At 58.2% G+C, this 14,258-nt stretch carries 15 protein-coding genes; 7 read left to right on the forward strand and 8 right to left on the reverse strand.

What is annotated here, in order from left to right; all coding sequences use genetic code 11:
• Window positions 1-37: 37 nt before the first annotated feature.
• The gene (locus Q1A44_RS16555; RefSeq protein WP_299627493.1) at window positions 38-1,198 is read left to right on the forward strand and encodes an RsmB/NOP family class I SAM-dependent RNA methyltransferase; all 1,161 of its coding nucleotides are present in this window, start codon (window positions 38-40) and stop codon (window positions 1,196-1,198) included.
• A gap of 248 nt (window positions 1,199-1,446) precedes the next feature.
• Complete coding sequence (locus Q1A44_RS16560; RefSeq protein WP_299627749.1) at window positions 1,447-3,645, forward strand: ATP-binding protein; 2,199 nt, start codon at window positions 1,447-1,449, stop codon at window positions 3,643-3,645.
• A 9-nt stretch (window positions 3,646-3,654) separates the two neighbouring features.
• Here Q1A44_RS16560 and Q1A44_RS16565 read toward each other — a convergent pair whose 3' ends face one another.
• The gene (locus Q1A44_RS16565) at window positions 3,655-4,254 is read right to left on the reverse strand and encodes a gamma-glutamyl kinase (protein WP_299627751.1); all 600 of its coding nucleotides are present in this window, start codon (window positions 4,252-4,254) and stop codon (window positions 3,655-3,657) included.
• Between the two features lie 197 nt (window positions 4,255-4,451).
• Between Q1A44_RS16565 and recA the strand changes: the two genes are divergently transcribed.
• Together recA and Q1A44_RS16575 are read left to right on the forward strand one after the other, a co-directional pair.
• Window positions 4,452-5,531: a recombinase RecA gene (recA, locus tag Q1A44_RS16570; RefSeq protein ID WP_299627495.1), complete on the forward strand. Its 1,080-nt coding sequence runs from the start codon at window positions 4,452-4,454 to the stop codon at window positions 5,529-5,531.
• A 138-nt stretch (window positions 5,532-5,669) separates the two neighbouring features.
• Window positions 5,670-5,957, forward strand: coding sequence for a DUF1330 domain-containing protein (locus tag Q1A44_RS16575; protein ID WP_299627753.1), 288 nt, complete (start codon window positions 5,670-5,672; stop codon window positions 5,955-5,957).
• Window positions 5,958-6,072: 115 nt separating this feature from the next.
• On the opposite strand, the gene typA is transcribed toward Q1A44_RS16575, so the two are convergent.
• Both typA and Q1A44_RS16585 read right to left on the reverse strand, forming a co-directional pair.
• A complete protein-coding gene (typA, locus tag Q1A44_RS16580; RefSeq protein ID WP_299627497.1) occupies window positions 6,073-7,890 on the reverse strand; it encodes a translational GTPase TypA in 1,818 nt (605 codons plus the stop codon).
• A gap of 191 nt (window positions 7,891-8,081) precedes the next feature.
• Complete coding sequence (locus tag Q1A44_RS16585; RefSeq protein WP_299627500.1) at window positions 8,082-8,540, reverse strand: Lrp/AsnC family transcriptional regulator; 459 nt, start codon at window positions 8,538-8,540, stop codon at window positions 8,082-8,084.
• A 114-nt stretch (window positions 8,541-8,654) separates the two neighbouring features.
• On the opposite strand from Q1A44_RS16585, the gene Q1A44_RS16590 reads away from it, so the two are divergent.
• Entirely contained in the window at window positions 8,655-8,861 is a 207-nt protein-coding gene (locus tag Q1A44_RS16590) for a DUF6356 family protein (RefSeq protein ID WP_299627502.1), read from the forward strand.
• Here Q1A44_RS16590 and Q1A44_RS16595 read toward each other — a convergent pair.
• The 5 genes from Q1A44_RS16595 to Q1A44_RS16615 all read right to left on the reverse strand — a co-directional run bounded on the left by Q1A44_RS16595 (window position 8,858) and on the right by Q1A44_RS16615 (window position 12,369).
• Entirely contained in the window at window positions 8,858-9,472 is a 615-nt protein-coding gene (locus Q1A44_RS16595) for a YitT family protein (RefSeq protein ID WP_299627504.1), read from the reverse strand. The two genes, Q1A44_RS16590 and Q1A44_RS16595, sit on opposite strands and share 4 nt — an antisense overlap.
• A gap of 102 nt (window positions 9,473-9,574) precedes the next feature.
• Complete coding sequence (locus Q1A44_RS16600) at window positions 9,575-10,789, reverse strand: NADP-dependent isocitrate dehydrogenase (RefSeq protein ID WP_299627506.1); 1,215 nt, start codon at window positions 10,787-10,789, stop codon at window positions 9,575-9,577.
• 112 nt (window positions 10,790-10,901) lie between these two features.
• Entirely contained in the window at window positions 10,902-11,480 is a 579-nt protein-coding gene (locus Q1A44_RS16605; RefSeq protein ID WP_299627508.1) for an HD family hydrolase, read from the reverse strand.
• The gene (locus tag Q1A44_RS16610; RefSeq protein ID WP_299627510.1) at window positions 11,477-11,716 is read right to left on the reverse strand and encodes a hypothetical protein; all 240 of its coding nucleotides are present in this window, start codon (window positions 11,714-11,716) and stop codon (window positions 11,477-11,479) included. Before Q1A44_RS16610 ends, Q1A44_RS16605 begins: the two co-directional genes overlap by 4 nt.
• On the reverse strand, window positions 11,716-12,369 hold the full coding sequence (locus Q1A44_RS16615) for an alpha/beta hydrolase (protein ID WP_299627512.1): 654 nt from the start codon (window positions 12,367-12,369) through the stop codon (window positions 11,716-11,718). Before Q1A44_RS16615 ends, Q1A44_RS16610 begins: the two co-directional genes overlap by 1 nt.
• Before the next feature lie 170 nt (window positions 12,370-12,539).
• Here Q1A44_RS16615 and Q1A44_RS16620 point away from each other — a divergent pair, with 170 nt between their 5' ends.
• Together Q1A44_RS16620 and Q1A44_RS16625 are read left to right on the forward strand one after the other, a co-directional pair.
• The gene (locus tag Q1A44_RS16620; RefSeq protein WP_299627514.1) at window positions 12,540-13,001 is read left to right on the forward strand and encodes an Rrf2 family transcriptional regulator; all 462 of its coding nucleotides are present in this window, start codon (window positions 12,540-12,542) and stop codon (window positions 12,999-13,001) included.
• A 63-nt stretch (window positions 13,002-13,064) separates the two neighbouring features.
• On the forward strand, window positions 13,065-14,246 hold the full coding sequence (locus Q1A44_RS16625) for an aminotransferase class V-fold PLP-dependent enzyme (RefSeq protein WP_299627516.1): 1,182 nt from the start codon (window positions 13,065-13,067) through the stop codon (window positions 14,244-14,246).
• Window positions 14,247-14,258: the final 12 nt, after the last annotated feature.

Here is a 14,258-nt window from a genome sequence, read left to right on the forward strand (position 1 = left end):
ATGTCTTGTGGGGCGATATTGAAGTGAATTTGACACGATGACCCCTGGTGCAAGGGTCGCTGCGGCGATCGAAGTCCTTGATGCGATGGCAGTCGGCCAAGCCGCGGAACAAGCGCTGAGCCGTTGGGCGCGCGCCAGTCGTTATGCCGGATCCAAAGATCGGGCCGCCGTGCGTGATCACGTTTTTGACGTTTTGCGTCACAAGCGCAGTGACGCGGCGCGCGGCGGTGATACCACCGGCCGGGCCCTGATGATTGGGCGACTGCGGGCGCAAGATGCTGATATAGAGGCGCTTTTTGACGGTTCTGGCTATGGCCCGCCGCCGTTGTCGGAGGCGGAGCGCCTGCGACCTGGGGTGCCTGATGACATTGGCATCCGGTGGGACATGCCGGATTGGTTGATCCCGCATCTTCAGGACGGCCTTGGCGCGGATGCCGAGCGCACGGCAGTCGCCTTGACCGAACGCGCGCCCGTGACACTGCGGGTCAATACCGCGCGCACGACCCCCGCCGCCGCCATCGCTGCTTTGGCGGACGAAGGGGTGGTTGCGGCCCCAAATCCACGTGCGGCCACGGCGCTGACCGTGACCGAAGGCGCGCGGCGTGTGCGCAATGGCCCCTGTTTCCAGGGCGGCCATGTAGAGGTGCAGGATGCATCAAGCCAGGCGGCGGTCGCCGGTCTGATCGGGCAGGGCCGGGCACTTGATTTCTGCGCAGGTGGCGGCGGCAAGGCGCTGGCACTTGCGGCGATGGGCTGGCAGGTGAGCGCGCACGATATTGATCCCGCGCGGATGCAAGACATACCGGTACGTGCTGCGCGTGGCGGGCATGACATCACTCTTTGCTCTTCCCAAGATTTGGCGCAGGCAGGTCAATTCGATCTGGTCTTTTGCGATGCGCCCTGTTCGGGTTCCGGCACCTGGCGGCGGACGCCAGAGGCGAAATGGGCGCTGACGCCGGAGCGGCTGACGGAATTGACCCAAATGCAGGCTGATGTACTTGAAACCGCTCGGGCTTATGTGGCTCCGGGTGGACTTCTGGTCTATGCGACCTGCTCGGTCTTTTCAGCCGAAAATGAGGGCTGCGTTGCGTGGTTTCTGGACGATCATCCCGATTGGACCTTGGCCGAGGCTCAAGGTTGGCCCGTCGATCAGGCCGGGGATGGGTTTTATTGCGCCCGCTTGACGCAGCGACAATAACAAGGCTTACTCAACTCTAAGTTTAATTCAGCGCTTTTGGCGACGACTTCAGCGTGTCAGCACCCCTCGGGTTAACCGGGTTAAGACGCAATTAACCGTTCTTGTCGCACAAAAGCGGGCAATGATTCGAGATGTGGAGGTCTCTGGTGCCAGACAGCGCGCTATCGCACAGCAGGCTTTCGCGGTTTTCCCAAAATGGGTCGCGTCGTGCCCAAGGGCTACTGGCGGTTTCTGTCCTGCTTGGGGTCATGGGGGCACTTGCGCCGCAACTTGTTGTTCAGATGGGGCTTATTGCCGCTGCGGGTGCGCTGATGGTGCTGGGCCTTGTGCTGACGGTTACGGCGCGCAAAACGCGCAAGACCCATGATCTGGCCATCGGCGCCATATCGGATTTCATCGAAAAAGATGCCTCGCCCAGTTTCGTTTGTACCGCTGATGGGGAGGTGTTGCGCGCCAATGCAGCGGCCCGTGCCACTTATGCGACGCGGCGCGGGGAAACACTGGCCAACTCTCTGCGTAACACCTTTGCCAATCCGGGCGGCATCCTTTTCCGCCTGAAATCACAGGCTGATCTTGAGGGCGCTGCACGTGAAGATATCGTGACCCGCAAAGGGCATATGCGCCTTGCGGTGCACCAGATGGGCGAGGATCAACTGCTGTGGCGGCTCGAAGCAGTGCCAGATACCGGTCAGGGGCGTGGAACGGATGGCCCAGGCCTTCCCATGATCATGGTAGGGCGTGGCGGTGCGGTTCTTTATATGAACGACGGCGCACGTGCGATTGCGGGGCGCAGGGTCAAAGCCCTCGATGGGCTGTTTGACCGGTTGCCGATGGTATCTGGTGCGGTTGCGCAAATTACGGGTGCAGAGGGCCATGTCGATGTATTGGTGTGCGAAGTGGACGCCGGTGCTGGCCGCCGTGCCATTTACCTTCTGCCTCCACCTCCGGCGACTGAGGTGTCGACCTGGGCGGGGTTCGAGGATCTGCCTGTCCCGCTTGTACGGTTCACGCCAGATGGACTGGTATGCGGTTTCAACCGGACCGGTGCCGATCTGATCGGTAACGTCTTGGTCGAGGGCGCGCACTTGTCGGATCTCATGGAAGGGTTGGGGCGTCCGATCGCTGACTGGCTCGACGAAACCGTGTCGGGACGCGCTGTTCAGCAATCCGAATTTCTCCGCCTCAAACGCCCGGACAAAGAGATGTTTGTTCAGGTCGCGCTCAGTTCCATGACCGAGGCGGGCGAGGCGTCGATTATCGCGGTGCTGGCCGATGCGACCGAATTGAAAACGCTTGAGGCACAATTTGTCCAGAGCCAGAAAATGCAAGCAATCGGGCAACTTGCGGGCGGCGTCGCGCATGACTTCAACAACTTGCTAACGGCCATTTCCGGCCATTGTGATCTTTTGCTGCTGCGCCATGACCAAGGCGATGTGGATTACAGCGACCTTGTTCAGATCAATCAGAACGCCAACCGTGCCGCAGCCCTTGTGGGTCAGTTGCTGGCCTTCTCGCGCAAGCAGACCTTGCGGCCAGAAGAGTTGGATTTACGTGATACAATGGCTGATTTGACCCATCTGTTGAACCGTTTGGTTGGCGAAAAAGTGAGCCTGACCTTGACCCATGATCCGGTCCTCAAGGCGATCCGAGCCGACAAGAGGCAGCTTGAACAGGTTCTGATGAATCTTGTGGTCAACGCGCGCGATGCGATGCCCGACGGCGGCGAAATCCAGATCGAAACCGAGTGTGTGACTCTTTCCGAACCGTTGGAACGGGACCGGGTCAGTGTCCCGGCCGGGCAATATGTGTGCTTGCGCGTGATCGACCAGGGTGTGGGTATTCCACCCGATAAACTCCAGAAAGTGTTTGAGCCATTCTACACCACCAAACGCACCGGCGAGGGCACGGGGCTGGGGCTGTCGACAGCATATGGTATCGTGAAACAGACGGGCGGTTTCATCTTTGTGGACAGCACGGTAGGGCAAGGCACGCGGTTTTCGATCATGTTCCCAGTGCTTGAGCGGACGGTTCCAAAAGCAAGCACTGCGCCCAAAGTGGTCCCGTCGAGCGAGCCGAAACACGGCGACGGCGTGATCCTTTTGGTTGAAGACGAGGCACCCGTGCGTGCTTTTGCCAGCCGGGCGTTGCGTTTGCGTGGTTACACGGTACTGGAGGCTGATTCTGCCGAGGCGGCCCTCAAAACACTGGAAGACGAGACGCTGAACGTAGACCTGTTTGTAACGGACGTCGTCATGCCCGGAAAAGATGGGCCAAGCTGGGTGCGTGAAGCGCTCAAGGAACGACCGCAGGTGCGGGTCGTCTTTGTGTCAGGCTATGCGGAAGACAAGCTGAGCGATCAGCAAGAGAAGATACCGAATTCGGTCTTTTTGCCCAAACCGTTCTCGCTGAATGATCTGGCCGAAACCGTGCATCAACAACTGCACTAGCCGCACATATCAATCTTTGGGAATACTGTCGTAAAGCGCAAATTCATGGTCAAACTTGCGCCGAAGCCTGGTCTCGACCTCCGGCGACAGATAAAGGGGAACCTCCGGTGACACATTCTCGCGCTCCAGGGAAAAAGCTACGCCAAGCCGCTCACTCAAAAACCGCAGCAATCGCGCCTGATTTTCATATTGGAACAGGTGGGTGACGCCCGTTCCGTTGGGTTGACGCTCCAGGAACTTGAACTGGCTGCCGACATCGGCAAACCCGGGTTTTTGCCCCTTCATATAGGCCAGCACAAAATCGTCGAAACTGATGTCATGGGTCGCGTTAGGTTTGCCTTGCATGAAAGGGCGCTGGCGATACCGCCACCAACTGCCCAGCCAACTGATGGGTTCGCGCATGACGGCCATCAGTTCCAGTTCGACGTCGCAGACATTCAGAAACATGGGCCGAATAAAGCGGTTGTAGCGATAGACCGGCGCATGTTTGAGCATGGACGGCTCGGAAATCACCAGATCCGCATGCGGGCGAAGCGCGGTCTCATAGGCCGTCGTTCCCGTTTTCGGCACGGACAAGAATGCGAGCCTCGCCTTGTAGAACACCAACATCTGTCGCGCCTCTTTCATTTATTGCCAACAGGCCTTGTTCGTAAACTACTCTTTAACCCTCTGCGGCAAAAGGTAGATGCACAGAATTTTATTGAAATGTTCTTCTTTTGATCTCATAAGGAACACAAAGAGAACATCGAAGCAGAACCGGCAGTGATTGCCGCCCCCCAGCGGGTATGACACAAAGGACGAAATCCATGGCAACGGCAGACCTTTTGACAATGACAGACAAAAAATCGGCAGACAAACAAAAGGCGCTCGACAGCGCACTGGCCCAGATCGAACGTCAGTTCGGCAAAGGCTCTATCATGAAGCTGGGCACCGAAGGCGCGATTCAGGATATAACGGCAAGCTCGACCGGGTCTCTTGGCCTCGACATCGCCTTGGGCATTGGCGGTCTTCCCATGGGGCGGATTGTCGAAATCTATGGCCCTGAATCGTCTGGGAAAACTACGCTGACGCTGCATTGCGTAGCAGAACAGCAAAAGGCGGGTGGGGTCTGTGCCTTTGTGGACGCCGAGCACGCGCTTGATCCGCAATATGCCAAAAAGCTGGGCGTGGATATTGACGAGCTGTTGATTTCGCAACCAGACAATGGCGAGCAGGCGCTTGAAATCACCGATACTTTGGTTCGCTCAGGGGCGGTGAACATGGTGATCGTGGATTCGGTTGCAGCACTCACGCCGAAATCCGAACTTGAAGGCGATATGGGCGACCGCAATGTCGGCGTTCAAGCGCGTCTGATGAGCCAGGCAATGCGCAAACTCACCGGTTCGATCAGCCGCTCGAACTGCATGGTCATCTTTATCAACCAAATTCGGATGAAAATTGGGGTCATGTTCGGCTCGCCTGAAACGACAACGGGCGGTAACGCGCTAAAGTTTTACTCCTCGGTGCGCCTGGACATCCGACGTATCGGCTCTCTGAAGGATCGTGACGAGGTAGTCGGCAACGCGACGCGCGTCAAAGTCGTCAAGAACAAGGTGGCGCCGCCCTTCAAGCAGGTGGAATTCGACATCATGTATGGCGAAGGCATCTCGAAAATGGGCGAGCTGCTGGATTTGGGCGTCAAAGCGGGCGTGGTCGAAAAGTCAGGCTCGTGGTTCAGCTATGGCGATGAGCGGATCGGACAGGGCCGCGAAAATGCCAAAGCGTTCCTGAAAGAAAACGAACGGGTCGCGCTTGAAATTGAGGACAAGATTCGCGCCTCGCACGGGCTCGACTTTGATCTGGCCCCTGGCGGCGATGACCTCGACGGTGAAATCCTCGAAGGATAGTCGCCCATGCATCAAATAAGTACCCAGGGCGTCGCGGAAGCGGCGCCCTTTTCATTTGGACACCCTGGCCCTGTCGGGGGTGGTGTCGGACGCGTAAATATGCAGGCTCTGCACAATACAACGGTGAAAGGAACGATGATGCCTGCTCTTTGGATTGCCCATGTCACGGTCACGGATGAAGCGGCCTACAAGAAATACGCGGCCGGCGCGACAGAGGCGATTGCAGCGCATGGTGGCACATTTATTGCGCGCGGCGGTCGTTACGTTCAGCTGGAAGGCAAGGATCGGCCGCGCAACGTGGTTGCCCGCTTTCCTGATGTGGAAACAGCCGAGGCTTGCTACCATTCTGCCGCCTATCAAGCCGCGCTGGCCCATGCGCGCGGCGCGTCAGAGCGTGAACTACTGATTGTGGAGACAAGCGAATAGGCTTCTTCCGGCCAGCAATATCCCGGGGTCTGGGTCCGAGCCTCAAGGGCAAAGCCCGGCAAACCGGTGTGTCTGGGGCCACCAGGCCCCAGTAACGCGCAGCCTTATGTAAAGCTTAGGACGCCCGCGCCATCCGCTTGCGCTCGTGCGGATCCAGATAGCGTTTGCGCAACCGGATTGCGTTGGGCGTCACCTCTACCAATTCATCATCGTCGATATAGGCAATCGCCTCTTCGAGTGACATGGTGATAGGCGTCGTCAGGCGGACAGCCTCGTCCGTACCCGAGGCCCGCACGTTGGTCAGCTTCTTGCCCTTGAGTGGGTTCACTTCCAGATCGTTTTCGCGGCTGTGTTCGCCGATGACCATGCCAGTGTAGACGTCAGCCTGGGCACCGATGAACATTCGCCCACGCTCTTCCAGGTTCCACAGGGCGAAGGCCACGGATTGGCCATTTTCCATCGAAATCAGCACGCCCGCGCGTCGGCCCGGGATCGGCCCTTTATGGGGGGCCCATTCGTGGAACACGCGGTTCAGTACGCCGGTGCCGCGCGTATCGGTCAGAAATTCGCCGTGATAGCCGATCAGACCGCGCGACGGCACATGAGCAACGATGCGCGTTTTGCCGGCACCGGCGGGCTTCATCTCCACCAGGTTGCCCTTGCGAACACCCGTCAGCTTTTCAATCACCGCGCCGGAATATTCGTCATCGACGTCAATGGTGGCTTCTTCAATCGGTTCATGCCGTACGCCGTCGATCTCTTGAAACAGCACTTGCGGGCGCGAGATAGACAACTCAAACCCTTCACGGCGCATGTTTTCGATCAAGACGCCCATTTGCAATTCGCCGCGCCCCGCGACCTCAAATGCGTCGCCACCGGGGGTGTCGCTGATCTTGATTGCGACATTGGATTCCGCTTCTTTCATCAGGCGATCGCGGATCACGCGCGATTGCACTTTTTTGCCGTCGCGACCCGCCAGTGGCGAATCGTTGATGCCGAAGGTCACGGTGATGGTCGGTGGGTCAATGGGCTGCGCAGGCAGTGCCTCGGACACGGATGGGGCCACAATCGAATCCGCGACCGTGGCTTTGGACATGCCTGCAAGCGAGACAATGTCGCCGGCCTCGGCCAGTTCGATAGCCTGTTGGCCCAGACCGCGAAAAGCGAGGATTTTGGTGCAGCGGAAGTTTTCGATCAGTGTGCCGTCCCGCGACAGCGCTTTGACGGTTTCGCCCGCCTTCAAGGTCCCGGATTCGACACGTCCCGTCAGGATGCGCCCGATGAACGGGTCGGCACCCAGTGTTGTGGCCAACATACGGAAAGGTTCGTCGCGCGCCTCGACTTGCGCGGGTGCAGGCACGTGTTCCACGATCAGGTCAAACAGCGCGCTCAAGTCCTTGCGCGGGCCATCCAACTCCATATCGGCCCAACCACTGCGGCCCGAGGCGTACATCGCGGGGAAATCCAGTTGCTCGTCATCGGCGCCCAGGTTGGCAAAAAGGTCAAAGCATTCGTCCAACGCCCGGTCAGGCTCCGCGTCGGGCTTGTCCACCTTGTTCAGAACCACGATGGGCCGCAGGCCGAGGGCAAGCGCCTTCGAGGTCACGAATTTGGTTTGCGGCATTGGCCCTTCAGCGGCGTCCACCAGCAGAACAACACCGTCCACCATGGACAGGATACGCTCAACTTCCCCGCCAAAGTCGGCGTGGCCGGGCGTGTCGACGATGTTAACCCGGGTACCTTTCCATTCGACAGACGTTGCTTTGGCCAGGATCGTGATCCCGCGCTCGCGTTCCAGATCGTTGCTGTCCATGGCCCGCTCGGTCGTGGCCTGATTCTCACGGTAGGTGCCCGATTGCTTTAGCAATTCGTCCACAAGCGTGGTTTTGCCGTGGTCGACGTGGGCGATGATGGCGATATTGCGCAGATCCATGAGCGGGCCTCTTTAAACGGGGGCGCGCTTGCCGCGCCTGAAACATATATCCCGCAATCGCGGGCGTTGTGGCGGGCCATATAGCGCTGCGCCGCAGAAAGGAAGGGGGAATGCCGCGCGGTTGCGTCACTGCCCGGAAATGGCGCGCACGGGCCATCCTTCTTGCCGCCGTTTGCAGAAACGGCAGAGGGTCAAAGGGGCAGGGCAGTGCTGTCCTTGATCTCTTCCATCACAAAACTGGCGGCCACATCCGCGATTGGAACCTGGTGGATCAGTTGCTGATAAAGTGCGTCGTACCCTGCCACGTCCCGTACCCGCGCGCGGATCAGGTAATCGAGGTCGCCGGTCATGCGGTACACGCTCAGGATACCGGGGATGATGCGCGTCGCACGGTTGAATTTGGCCTGCCAGTCCGGGTCGTGGCTGTGGGTGCGCACCTGCATAAAAACCATGAGCCCCTGACCGACCTTGACCGGATTAACCAGGGCCACGCGCGCCGTGATAATCCCGGCCTCCTCCAGCGCCTTGACCCGCCGCCAGGTGGCATTCCTGCTTAGCCCCACTGCCTCGCCGAGGGCTTCGAGCGATTGCCCGGCATCGCGTTGCAATTCGTTGAGGATTCGAGTGTCTGTATGGTCATAATTATCCATATCGTTTAGTTATGTGAGATTTTCTCCCGTAACAAGCGCTGAAATTTGGGTATTTTGGGAACACTGAAGTGGCGGCAGTGGGTAAGCTGGATGCGATCCAAAAGGGAGACTTTGATGCTGACCCGTGTTTTTCTGAGCCATCCACGCAGTGTTGACGAAAGCTATGCTGCGCATGCGGTCTTTGCCGGTGGTTTTGCGCTGCGCTTGTTTCTGGCCGGGGGTGCCGCCCTTGTTCATGCGCTGGTTCCATGCCTGTTTGAAAAGACGGCCAGCCGGATGATCGCGCAGATGTATGCCAAGACCCACAATCGCGGGTCTTAAGTCGCAATATAGCGATCCCGGCGGTGGTTAAATGTGATGATCAGGTTCAGGACAACCGCGCCCAGCAATGACCAGCCGACAACCGAAATGGGGAAGAGCAGGGCGGCCACGCCAAAGATCACGGCGTCAGAAATGAGCTGAACATATCCGGCCTTGAACCCATAGCGGTCCTGGATAAGCAATGCGACAACGCCCAGACCGCCGAGCGATCCGTTGTGACGGAACATCGCCAAGAGCCCTATGCCGACAGTCGTGCCAAAGATCACGGCGCCCAAAGCCGGGTGCAGTGTCTGGATCGTGAACCCAAGTGGCAACAGCGTCGTGATGACCGACAAAAGTGTGACAGAGGCCAGTGATTTCAGCGTGAATTGAAGCCCCAGCCGTTGGTATGCCAGCGCGTAAAAGGGCAGGTTGATGACAAAAAACACTGCACCAAAGGACCAACCGGTCAGATAACTGAGGATCACCGCGATGCCCGCAGTTTGCCCGGTGATCAAGCCCACATGGGTTAGCACATGCATGCCCAAGCCGCACAGAAACACGCCGAGCCCCAGCCCTTGGGCATCGTCCGGTGCACTGTGTGCGAGTTTGGTTTCGTCGATTGTGACCATAGCCCTCAGTTAGGGCAGCTTTGCTGACATTTCTAGCGCATGGTCCAATGAAACGGGCCTGCGCATGGCAGGCCCGATCCCAATGCATATCTTTTGTGCAACTTAGCCCGCCAAAGCGGCGCTCAGATTCTCGTCAACCTTTTCCAAAAAACCCATTGTGGTGAGCCAGCGTTGATCCGGGCCGACCAGCAAGGCGAGGTCCTTGGTCATGAAACCGGCCTCGACCGTGTCGACCACCACCTTTTCCAGCGTCGTGGCAAAGGTCATCAGGGCCGCATTGTCGTCAAGCTTTGCCCGGTGCTTGAGCCCACCGGTCCAAGCATAAATCGAAGCGATGGAGTTGGTCGATGTCGCTTCGCCTTTTTGGTGCTGGCGGTAGTGGCGGGTTACGGTGCCGTGTGCGGCCTCGGCCTCAACGATTTTGCCATCCGGGGTCATAAGTTGGCTGGCCATCATGCCAAGCGAGCCGAACCCTTGAGCCACCGTGTCGGATTGCACATCGCCATCATAGTTCTTGCAGGCCCACACAAAGCCACCATTCCATTTCATCGCACAGGCCACCATGTCGTCGATCAGACGGTGCTGATATTCGATGCCTTTGTCGTCGAACGCGTCTTTGAATTCGGCGTCGAAAATCTCCTGAAAAATTTCAAGGAAACGGCCATCATATTGTTTCAAAATGGTATTCTTGGTCGACAGATAAACAGGCCAGCCAAGGTTGAGACCATAGTTGAACGAGGCACGCGCAAAATCGCGGATCGACGCATCAAGGTTGTACATGCCCATGAACACGCCCGCGGACGGCGCGTCAAAGACTTCGCGCTCGTCCACTGTGCCGTCTTCACCCACGAATTTCATCGTGAGTTTGCCGGGGCCGGGGAATTTCATGTCGGTGGCTTTGTACTGGTCGCCAAAGGCATGGCGACCGATAACGATGGGCTGGGTCCAGCCCGGCACAAGACGCGGCACGTTGGAGCAGATGATAGGCTGGCGGAACACGACACCGCCCAGGATGTTGCGGATGGTGCCATTGGGGCTGCGCCACATCTCTTTCAGGCCAAACTCCTCTACACGCGCCTCATCTGGGGTGATCGTGGCGCATTTGACGGCAACGCCCACCTCTTTGGTCTTTTCGGCGGCGTCGATGGTGATCCGGTCATTGGTATCATCGCGCGCCTCAATTCCGAGGTCGTAATACAGCAGGTCAAGATCCAGATAGGGCAGGATCAATTTCTGTTTGATGAAGTCCCAGATGATCCGGGTCATTTCATCGCCATCCATCTCGACGATGGGGTTTTCCACCTTGATCTTGGTCATGGGGCTTCCTTCGTGCAGGGCTGAAACTCTGTCGCTGCCTTAGCCTGTCTTGATCCCTTTGGGAAGTCGGTATGCAACGGTATACATAAAATGCCGCCGTTTTGAGCGGCCCTTAGGCGAGGTTGGCAAAGAACGCGGCGATCCGCGCACGTGCGTAGTCCCAGAGGGCCGGCGCACCCATCGCAATTTTCGTGCCGACACGGGCATTGATCATGTCTTCGGTCACGTCATAGTCGGTCCAGCTGCCACCGCCCGAGGCGAGGTTCAGCATTGGGGGTTGGAACCGGTCAAGCGCCTTGGCGAATTGTGCCGATGGGGTTTCGGCGGCTTCGAACTCCTCCCAGATCGGACGCAAGTTGGCCGCGATATCGCCCGGTAACAGGCCAAAGATGCGGTCGGCAGCCACTTGTTCCTGCGCCGCAATGGCTGCGTGATCCAGATCGCCAAAGATGGGGTTGTCGCCCGCGTCAATCTCTACCAGATCGTGCAGGATCAGCATTTTGATGACGCGGTTGATGTCGACGTCGGGGCCTGCCTGATCGGCCAGCACCAGCGCATAAAGTGTCAGATGCCAGGAATGTTCGGCACTGTTTTCGGCGCGACTGCCATCGGCCAGTGTCGTGGCGCGAAGGACGGATTTCAGCTTGTCTGCCTCATCCAGAAACGCGATCTGCTGGTCGAGACGCGTCACGTTTTGGGATTTGCCGCGCGATGCGCCTTGAGCTGCTGAGCCAGAAACCGGCGGCCAGCGTCGTTTGCCATGCGTGTGCGCACCGCCGTCAAGAACGCCTCTTCGAGGGTTTGGGACGAAGCGCCGAGCACCTCGCCCACTTTCATGAACAAGCGGTCATCGCCCACTTCGCCTTGAACGGCGAGGCATTCTTCGGCCAGCTTGTTGGCCAATTCGACGACAACCGGATCGGCCATTACCGCGTCGTTTCCGTCAGGCGGCGCTTGACGTAGTCGGTCGTGTGATCAATCAACGTGTCCATATGCGGTTCTTCAAAGAAGTGGCCAGCGCCCTCGATTTGGGTATGGGTGATCGTGATGCCTTTTTGCTCGTGCAACTTGCTCACGAGACCTTCGGTATCGGCGGGCGGCGCCACGCGGTCGGCTGTGCCGTTGATGATCAAACCCGAGGACGGGCAGGGCGCCAGGAACGAAAAGTCGTACATGTTTGCGGGTGGCGAGACACTGATAAAGCCTGTGATCTCGGGCCGTCGCATCAACAGTTGCATGCCGATCCACGCCCCAAAGGAGAAACCGGCAACCCAGCAATGCTTGGAATTGTTGTTCATCGATTGCAGGTAATCGAGCGCCGAGGCCGCGTCGCTGAGCTCGCCAATGCCCTGGTCATATTCACCCTGGCTGCGGCCAACGCCGCGGAAATTGAACCGCAACACGGTAAAACCCATGTTGTAGAACGCATAGTGCAGGCGGTGCACAACCTTGTGGTTCATGGTGCCGCCAAACTGCGGATGTGGATGCAGCACGATGGCAATCGGTGCATCACGTTCTTTTTGAGGGTGATAGCGGCCTTCGAGGCGGCCTTCGGGTCCGGGAAAAATGACCTCGGGCATATGTGCGGTGTCCTCGTCGTTTCTTTGGCGTCGTTTTGTGCAATCCGATTTCTTGACGAATTTGATCGGATACTTTAGAACGTTTCTAAATGTCGTGTCGGGGTGTATTCGCCCGTGTGGCAAGGGATGTATGGCCTCTGGCCTGCAAGGTCAATTGGGGGCGTGCTGCTATGAAGCTTTCAACCAAAGGCAGATATGCGATGGTGGCGCTGAGCGATATTGCGTTGCAGCCTGCCGACACACTTGTGAGCCTCGGCGACATCGCGGCCCGTCAGGATATTTCCTTGCCCTACCTTGAGCAGCTTTTCGTAAAGTTGCGCCGTGCTGATCTGGTGACTTCGGTGCGTGGTCCAGGGGGCGGATATCGCCTAGCCAAGGCCCCGTCGGACATTCGCGTTTCCGATATCCTGGCGGCTGTCGATGAAAAGGTGGATGCGATGCACAAAGGGGCCGGGGCGTCCGGGGCTGCGTCAGGCTCTAAGGCGCAATCGCTGACCAATCGGTTGTGGGAAGGATTGTCGGCACATGTCTATGTGTTCTTGCACCAGACCCGCTTGTCGGATGTGATCCAGAACGAATTGGCCCCGTGCCCTGCGGTTCCGCATCTTTTTGCGGTGGTTGATGATGGTTGATGTCGATTGGGGGCCAACCCCCAAACCCCCGGAGTATTTCTTAAGAAGAGAAGGATGGACGTCGTGAGCCGTGTCTATCTTGATCATAACGCCACCACGCCTTTGCGGGCTGAGGCGCGGGACGCGATGATCGCCGCCATGGATGTGATGGGCAATCCTTCATCGGTGCATGCCGAAGGGCGCGCCGCCAAAGCCGTTGTGGAGCGGGCGCGGGCACAGGTCGCGGCGCTTGTTCGCTGTGAGCCGACGCAGGTCATCTTTACCGGGTCTGCAACAGAGGCTGCTGCATTGGCCATCGCTCAAAAAGCCAAACATGGTGGGCGCTTTGCTGCGTTTGGTACGGAGCATGATTGTTTTCATGTCTGGAGCGAAGCGGACATCTGCGCACCATACGGTGCGGACGGTGCCATGACAGGAAACGGGGCGAAGGGGGTCTTCGCGATGATGGATTGGGTCTTGCAGCCTGTAGAGAAACAGTGGTCGCCAGATCGCTCTGATCAGGCGCTTGTCGCAATGTCAGCCGCAAACAGTGAAACGGGATTGATGTTTAAATCGGTTCCAACTGACGAAAAAATCAATGCTCTGATTTCCGGTACAGTGCCATTTGCAGTCGTGACCGACATCACCCAGTTAGCGGGTAAAGCAGCCATTGAATACAACGGCGACAAACGCCCGTCTTATGCGGTTTTGTCAGCGCATAAATTGGGCGGGCCAAAAGGTGTCGGTGCGCTTATTAATTTCACTGTCGACGACCCGACTGCGATGTTACGTGGGGGCGGCCAGGAAATGGGTCGTCGCTCCGGCACTGAGAACGTGATTGGAATTGCCGGTTTCGGGGCGGCCGCGGAAGCAGCGCAACGCGATGTAGATGCGGGAAAATGGGCGGCAGTGGAGAAACTTAGAAATATTCTAGAAACGGCCCTTGCTGCGGCGTCAAATGCTACTATTTTTGTCGGGAAAGAGGCGTTGCGCCTGCCCAACACCACCTGTTTTGCTACACCCGGCTGGAAGGGCGAGACGCAAGTGATGCAGATGGATCTGGCCGGTTTTGCCATTTCGGCGGGCTCGGCGTGTTCCAGCGGCAAGGTCAAGGCCAGCCGCGTGCTTGAGGCGATGGGTCTGGGAGATATTGCGGCCAATGCGGTCCGTGTGTCGCTGGGACTTGAGACGACCGAAGAAGATGTCATGCGCTTTGCCGATACGTGGGCGCAGAAGTTGAAGAAACACCAGGCGCGGGCCGCCTGAGCCGCGAAATTG

Origin of the sequence: uncultured Tateyamaria sp., assembly GCF_947503705.1 — a bacterium.
Classification (GTDB): domain Bacteria; phylum Pseudomonadota; class Alphaproteobacteria; order Rhodobacterales; family Rhodobacteraceae; genus Tateyamaria.